We start from the raw sequence: 6419 nt of genomic DNA on the forward strand, positions 1-6419 counted from the left end.
GACCGATAGCCCAAGTAGCAGACCGCGAGTAGTATCCGAACCTAGCTTTCATTTCGATTGCCGTTCTGGCCGTCCATGGCCTCGAGGCGGCGCTCCACGAGCGTCGCGCACGGAATTGTGAAAGCCCGGCCGCTGGCCGGCGGTTGCGCTCACTGGTCTCACTGGTTGGTTATTGGTCAGCGTCTTGCGACGCTCGTGCGCGGCATTGCCCGGGGAAGGCCGCCGCGCACCCACTTCACTCTCAGTCTTAGACAGAGGTCGCTCCATGCGTGTCGAACGGGTACCACTCCGCTTAATCACCGCCGCGACGGCTGCCATGTTCCTGGCGGCGTGCGGGCAAAAACAGTCAGCCCCTCCTCCGCAGACGCCGGAAGTCGGCATCGTCACCGTCCAGCCGACGAGCGTGCCGGTCGTCGCCGACCTGCCGGGCCGCACCAGCGCTTTCCTGGTCGCGCAAGTGCGCGCGCGGGTCGACGGCATCGTGCTGCGCCGTGAATTCACCGAAGGCTCCGACGTCAAGGCCGGCCAGCGTCTCTACAAGATCGATCCGGCGCCTTACATCGCCGCGCTGAACAACGCCAAGGCCACGCTTGCAAAGGCGCAGGCGAACGTCGCGACGCAGAACGCGCTGGTGCAGCGCTACAAGGTGCTGGTCGCGGCCAACGCGGTGTCGAAGCAGGACTACGACAACGCCGTGGCGACCCAAGGCCAGGCCGTCGCGGATGTCGCGGCGGGCAAGGCGGCCGTCGATACCGCGCAGATCAACCTCGGCTACACCGACGTGCTTTCGCCGATCTCCGGCCGCACCGGCCTGTCGCAGGTGACGCCGGGCGCGTACGTGCAGGCGAGCGCCGCGACGCTGCTCACGACCGTGCAGCAGCTCGATCCGATCTACGTCGATCTGACGCAGTCGAGCGTCGAGGGTCTCAAGCTGCGCAGGCAGATCCAGGAAGGGCGTCTGCAGACCGAGGGCATTCACGCGGCGAAGGTCACGCTGGTACTCGAGGACGGCCGCAACTACACCGAGCAGGGCAAGCTGCAGTTCTCCGACGTGAGCGTCGACCAGAGCACCGGTTCGGTCACGATCCGCGCGATCTTCCAGAACAAGGACCGCGTGCTGCTGCCGGGCATGTTCGTGCGCGCGCGCATCCAGGAAGGCATGAACGACCACGCGCTGGTCGTGCCGCAGATCGGCATCACGCATGACCAGAAGGGCACGCCGACCGCGCTCGTCGTCAACAAGGACGACAAGGTCGAACTGCGCCAGCTCGTCACCGGCGGCACCAGCGGCAACAACTGGGTGGTCGACAGCGGCCTGAACCCGGGCGACCGCGTGATCGTGAACGGTGTCGAGAAGGCCAAGCCGGGCATGCAGGTGAAGCCGGTCGCCGCCCAGTTCCCGTATCCGGCATCCGGTGCGCAGGCGGCATCGGCGCCGGCGGCGTCCGATGCACAAGGCGCACAAGGCACGCAGGGCGCGTCGGCTCCGGCAAACGGCAGCGGCGCACAGCCGGCTTCGGCCTCGGCCGCCTCCGCTGCGTCAGGCGCGCAATAAAAGGGAGCCTGTTACATGGCAAAGTTTTTTATCGATCGACCTATCTTCGCGTGGGTGATCGCGATCATCCTGATGCTGGCGGGGATGGCCTCGATCTTCACGCTGCCGGTCGCACAGTACCCGACCATCGCGCCGCCCGCGATCCAGATCAGCGCGTCGTATCCGGGCGCATCGGCGAGCACGGTGGAAAACACCGTGACGCAGGTGATCGAGCAGCAGATGACCGGCCTCGACCACTTGCTGTATCTGTCGTCGACTTCCGATGACTCGGGCACGGCCACCGTCACGCTGACCTTCGCGGCGGGCACCAACCCCGACATCGCGCAGGTGCAGGTGCAGAACAAGCTGCAGCTCGCGACGCCGCTCCTGCCGCAGGTCGTGCAGCAGCTCGGCACCAAGGTCACGAAGTCGAGTTCTTCGTTCCTGCTGGTGCTCGCCTTCGTGTCCGAAGACGGCAGCATGAACAAGTACGACCTCGCGAACTACGTGGCGTCGAACATAGCGGATCCGCTCTCGCGTCTCGACGGCGTCGGCACCACCACGCTGTTCGGCTCGCAGTACGCGATGCGCGTCTGGCTCGATGCAACCAAGCTCACGAACTACTCGCTCACGCCGGTGGACGTGAAGAACGCCATCACCAACCAGAACGTGCAGGTGGCGGCGGGCGCGCTCGGCGGCACGCCGTCGGTGCCGGGGCAGATGTTGCAGGCAACCATCACGGAAGCCACGCTGCTGCGCACGCCCGAGCAGTTCGGCGACATCCTGCTGAAGGTGAACCAGGACGGCTCGCAGGTGCGCCTGAAGGACGTGTCGCACATCGAGCTCGGCGGCGAAAACTACAACTTCGACACCAAGTACAACGGTCAGCCGACGGCGGGCTTCGGTATCCAGCTCGCCACCGGCGCGAACGCGCTGGCCACGGCGAAGGCGGTCCGCGCGAAGGTCGACGAGCTGTCGAAGTACTTCCCGCACGGTCTCGTCGTCAAGTATCCGTATGACACGACGCCGTTCGTGCGCCTGTCGATCGAGGAAGTGGTCAAGACGCTGATCGAAGGCATCGTGCTGGTGTTCCTCGTGATGTATCTGTTCCTGCAGAACCTGCGGGCCACGATCATCCCGACCATCGCCGTGCCGGTGGTGCTGCTCGGCACCTTCGCGATCATGTCGGCGGTGGGCTTCTCCATCAATGTGCTGTCGATGTTCGGCCTCGTGCTCGCCATCGGCCTGCTGGTGGACGATGCGATCGTGGTCGTGGAGAACGTCGAGCGGGTGATGTCCGAGGAGCACTTGTCTCCACGCGAGGCCACCCGCAAGGCGATGGACCAGATCACCGGCGCGCTGATCGGCGTGGCGCTGGTGCTGTCGGCGGTGTTCGTGCCGGTGGCGTTCTCGGGCGGCTCGGTGGGCGCGATCTACCGGCAGTTCTCGCTGACGATCGTGGCCGCGATGGTGCTGTCCGTGATGGTCGCGCTGGTGCTGACGCCGGCGCTGTGCGCGACGATCCTGAAGCCGCATCCGGAAGGGCACACGGGCGAGAAGAAGGGTTTCTTCGGCTGGTTCAACCGCAACTTCAACAAGAGCCAGGACAAGTATCACAAGGGCGTGCAGCACGTGATCCGGCGCTCGGGCCGCTGGCTGATCATCTATATCGTGGTGATCGTCGCGGTGGGCATGCTGTTCCTGCGTCTGCCGAAGTCGTTCCTGCCCGATGAAGACCAGGGCACGATGTTCGTGCTCGTGCAGGCGCCGGCCGGTTCCACGCAGGAGTACACCGCGCACGTGCTGAAGGACGTGCAGGACTATCTGCTGAAGGACGAGAAGTCGATCGTCGAGTCGGTGTTCACGGTGAACGGCTTCTCGTTCGCGGGCCGCGGCCAGAACTCCGGTCTCGTGTTCGTGCGGATGAAGGACTACGCGGACCGCCAGCACAGCGACCAGAAGGTGCAGGCGCTGGTCGGGCGGATGTTCATGCACTTCGCGCCCTACAAGGACGCGATGATCTTCCCGGTCAATCCGCCTTCGATTCCCGAACTCGGCACGGCGGCGGGCTTCGACTTCGAGCTGCAGGATCGCGCGGGGATGGGGCACGCGAAGCTGATGGAAGCGCGCAACATGCTGCTCGGCATGGCGGCGAAGGACCCGATGCTCGCGCAGGTGCGTCCGAACGGCCTGAACGACACGCCGCAGTTCAAGGTGAACGTCGACCGGGAGAAGGCGAACGCGCTGGGCGTGGCGGTGACGGACATCGACCAGACTTTCTCGATTGCCTGGGCGTCGCAGTACGTAAACAACTTCCTCGACGTCGACAACCGGATCAAGAAGGTCTACGTGCAGGGCGATGCCCAGTTCCGCATGACGCCGGACGACCTGAACAAGTGGTACGTGCGCAATGCCTCCGGAACCATGGTGCCGTTCGGCGCATTCGGGACCGGCGAATGGATCTACGGTTCGCCGAAGCTCGAGCGTTACAACGGTATCTCGGCGATGGAAATCCAGGGCGCGGCCGCGGCGGGCAAGTCGACCGGCCAGGCCATGACGGCGATGGAAGCGATCGCGGCGAAGCTGCCGGCGGGTATCGGCTACGAGTGGACGGGCCTGTCGTATCAGGAACGCCAGTCGGGTTCGCAGGCGCCGATCCTGTACGGCATCTCGATCCTCGTCGTGTTCCTGTGTCTCGCGGCGCTGTATGAAAGCTGGTCGATCCCGTTCTCGGTCATCATGGTGGTGCCGCTGGGCGTGCTCGGCGCGCTGCTTGCCGCGACGCTGCGCGGGCTGGAGAACGACGTGTTCTTCCAGGTCGGCCTGTTGACGACGGTGGGTCTGTCGGCGAAGAACGCGATCCTGATCGTGGAATTCGCGCGGGAGTTGCGCATGCAGGGCATGTCGACCGTGGAAGCGGCGATGGAAGCGGCACGGCTGCGGCTGCGCCCGATCCTGATGACCTCGCTCGCGTTCATTCTCGGCGTGATGCCGCTCGCGATCAGCAACGGCGCGGGTTCGGCGAGCCAGCACGCGATCGGCACGGGCGTGATCGGCGGGATGCTGACCGCGACCTTCCTTGCCATCTTCATGATCCCGATGTTCTTCGTCGTGATCTCGAAGTTCAGCAAGAGCAAGGATGTGGCCTCGCCGGGTTCGGGCGGTTTCGATGGTCCGCATGGCGACTCGCACGGCCCGGATGCATCGAATAAGGAAGGACATTGAGATGCTTAAACATTCCTTGATCGCGGCCGCCGTGGCGCTGTTCGCCGCCGGCTGCACCATGGCGCCGAAATACGAGCGCCCGGCCGCGCCGGTCACGCAGGAGTTCCCGCAGGGCGGCGTCTATGCGACCCAGCCCGACGCGAACTCCACGGCGAGCAACGGCCGCACGGCCAACGGCCAGAGCGCGCCGGAGATCGGCTGGCGCGACTTCTTCGCCGACGCACGACTGCAGCAGATCGTCGCGCTCGCGCTGAAGAACAACCGTGACCTGCGCGTGTCGGTGCTGAACGTGCAGGCCGCGCAGGCGCAATACCGCATCACGCGCGCGGGCCTGTTCCCGACGCTCGATGCGGCTGCGTCGCAAAGCAAGCAGCGCACGCCGAGGAACCTGTCGTTCTTCGACCAGACGATCTCGAATACCTACAGCGTGGGTCTGAACGCCTCGTGGGAAATCGACTTCTTCGGCCGCATACAGAGCCTGAAGGACCAGGCGCTGGCGCAGTATCTGTCGACGGCGGAATCGCGCAAGGCGGCGGAGATCTCGCTGGTGTCGTCGGTGGCGGACCAGTATCTGACGATGCTCGCCTACGACGATCAGCTCGTTGTCACGCAGAACACGCTGAAGACGGCGCAGGAGTCGTATCGCATCACGAAGCTGCAGTTCGACAACGGCACGGGTTCGGAACTCGACCTGCGCCAGTCGGAAGGCGTCGTGCAGCAGGCGCAGGCGAATCTGCAGGCCCAGGCGCGTCTGCGCGCCCAGGCCGAGAACGCGCTCGTGCTGCTGGTCGGCGAACCGCTGCCGGAAGGGCTGCCGAAGGGCATGCCGCTCGACACGCAGAACCTGCTCTCGGACATCCCGGCGGGCTTGCCGTCGGATCTGCTGACGCGTCGTCCGGATATCGCGGCCGCCGAGCAGTCGCTGCTCGCGGCGAACGCGAACATCGGCGCGGCGCGCGCGGCGTTCTTCCCGAAGGTGTCGCTGACGGGCAGTTTCGGCACGCTCTCGCCGAGCCTCGGCGGTCTGTTCAAGCCGGGCTCCGCCGCGTGGTCGTTCGCGCCGACGATCGATCTGCCGATCTTCGAAGGCGGTCAGAACGTGGCGAACCTGGATCTGGCGAACATCCAGAAGCGTGTCGAGATCGCGAACTACGAAAAGGCGATCCAGACGGCCTTCCGCGAAGTGGCGGACGGTCTGGCGGCGCGCGGCACCTACGACGAGCAGATCAAGTCGCTCGAGCGTTTCGTGCAATCGCAAAGCCGCCGGCTGGAGTTGTCCGACCTGCGTTACCGCAACGGCGTGGACAGCTATTTGACGGTGCTGACGGCGCAGACCGACCTTTACTCGGCGCAACAGCTGCTGATTACGGCGCGTTTGAATCGCCTGACCAACCTCGTCGATCTGTATCAGTATCTCGGCGGCGGCTGGATCGAGCATTCCGGCGATGCCCCGCGCCCCGCGGACGCGCCCGTGGACTACGGTTCGCAGAGCGCGCCGCAGCCGGCCTCGGCGCCGGCGGGCTGACGCCTTCCGTTCCGCTCGATGCAATGAAGCCCGGCCTTGAACTGACCCCGCAAAGTTGGACAGTTTTGGGCTAGGGCCGTGAGGGCTGAGTTCTGTACATCACAGGACTCAGCCCTTTTAGCTTCAGCTTGATGC

At 65.3% G+C, this 6419-nt stretch carries 3 protein-coding genes; all 3 read left to right on the forward strand.

Features of this window, described 5'->3' with window-relative positions:
* Positions 1-265 precede the first annotated feature (265 nt).
* The 3 genes from QCE62_RS02765 to QCE62_RS02775 are packed head-to-tail and all read left to right on the forward strand — an operon-like array spanning position 266 to position 6284.
* Positions 266-1555 carry an efflux RND transporter periplasmic adaptor subunit gene (locus QCE62_RS02765; RefSeq protein WP_309914033.1) on the forward strand — a complete coding sequence of 430 codons (1290 nt, stop codon included), beginning with the start codon at positions 266-268 and terminating at the stop codon, positions 1553-1555.
* 15 nt (positions 1556-1570) lie between these two features.
* Positions 1571-4759 (forward strand): efflux RND transporter permease subunit, encoded by a 3189-nt coding sequence (locus tag QCE62_RS02770; protein WP_309914036.1) that lies wholly within the window; start codon positions 1571-1573, stop codon positions 4757-4759.
* Position 4760: 1 nt separating this feature from the next.
* Positions 4761-6284 (forward strand): efflux transporter outer membrane subunit, encoded by a 1524-nt coding sequence (locus QCE62_RS02775; protein WP_309914039.1) that lies wholly within the window; start codon positions 4761-4763, stop codon positions 6282-6284.
* The last annotated feature ends 135 nt before the right edge of the window (positions 6285-6419 follow it).

This window comes from Caballeronia sp. LZ033 (genome assembly GCF_031451265.1).
GTDB lineage: Bacteria > Pseudomonadota > Gammaproteobacteria > Burkholderiales > Burkholderiaceae > Caballeronia.

What these genes read in the sequence shown, in the direction of transcription:
- QCE62_RS02765 (WP_309914033.1), top strand. Translation starts at nt 266, where the DNA reads ATGCGTGTCGAACGGGTACCACTCCGCTTAATCACCGCCGCGACGGCT.
- QCE62_RS02770 (WP_309914036.1), top strand. Translation starts at nt 1,571, where the DNA reads ATGGCAAAGTTTTTTATCGATCGACCTATCTTCGCGTGGGTGATCGCG.
- QCE62_RS02775 (WP_309914039.1), top strand. Translation starts at nt 4,761, where the DNA reads ATGCTTAAACATTCCTTGATCGCGGCCGCCGTGGCGCTGTTCGCCGCC.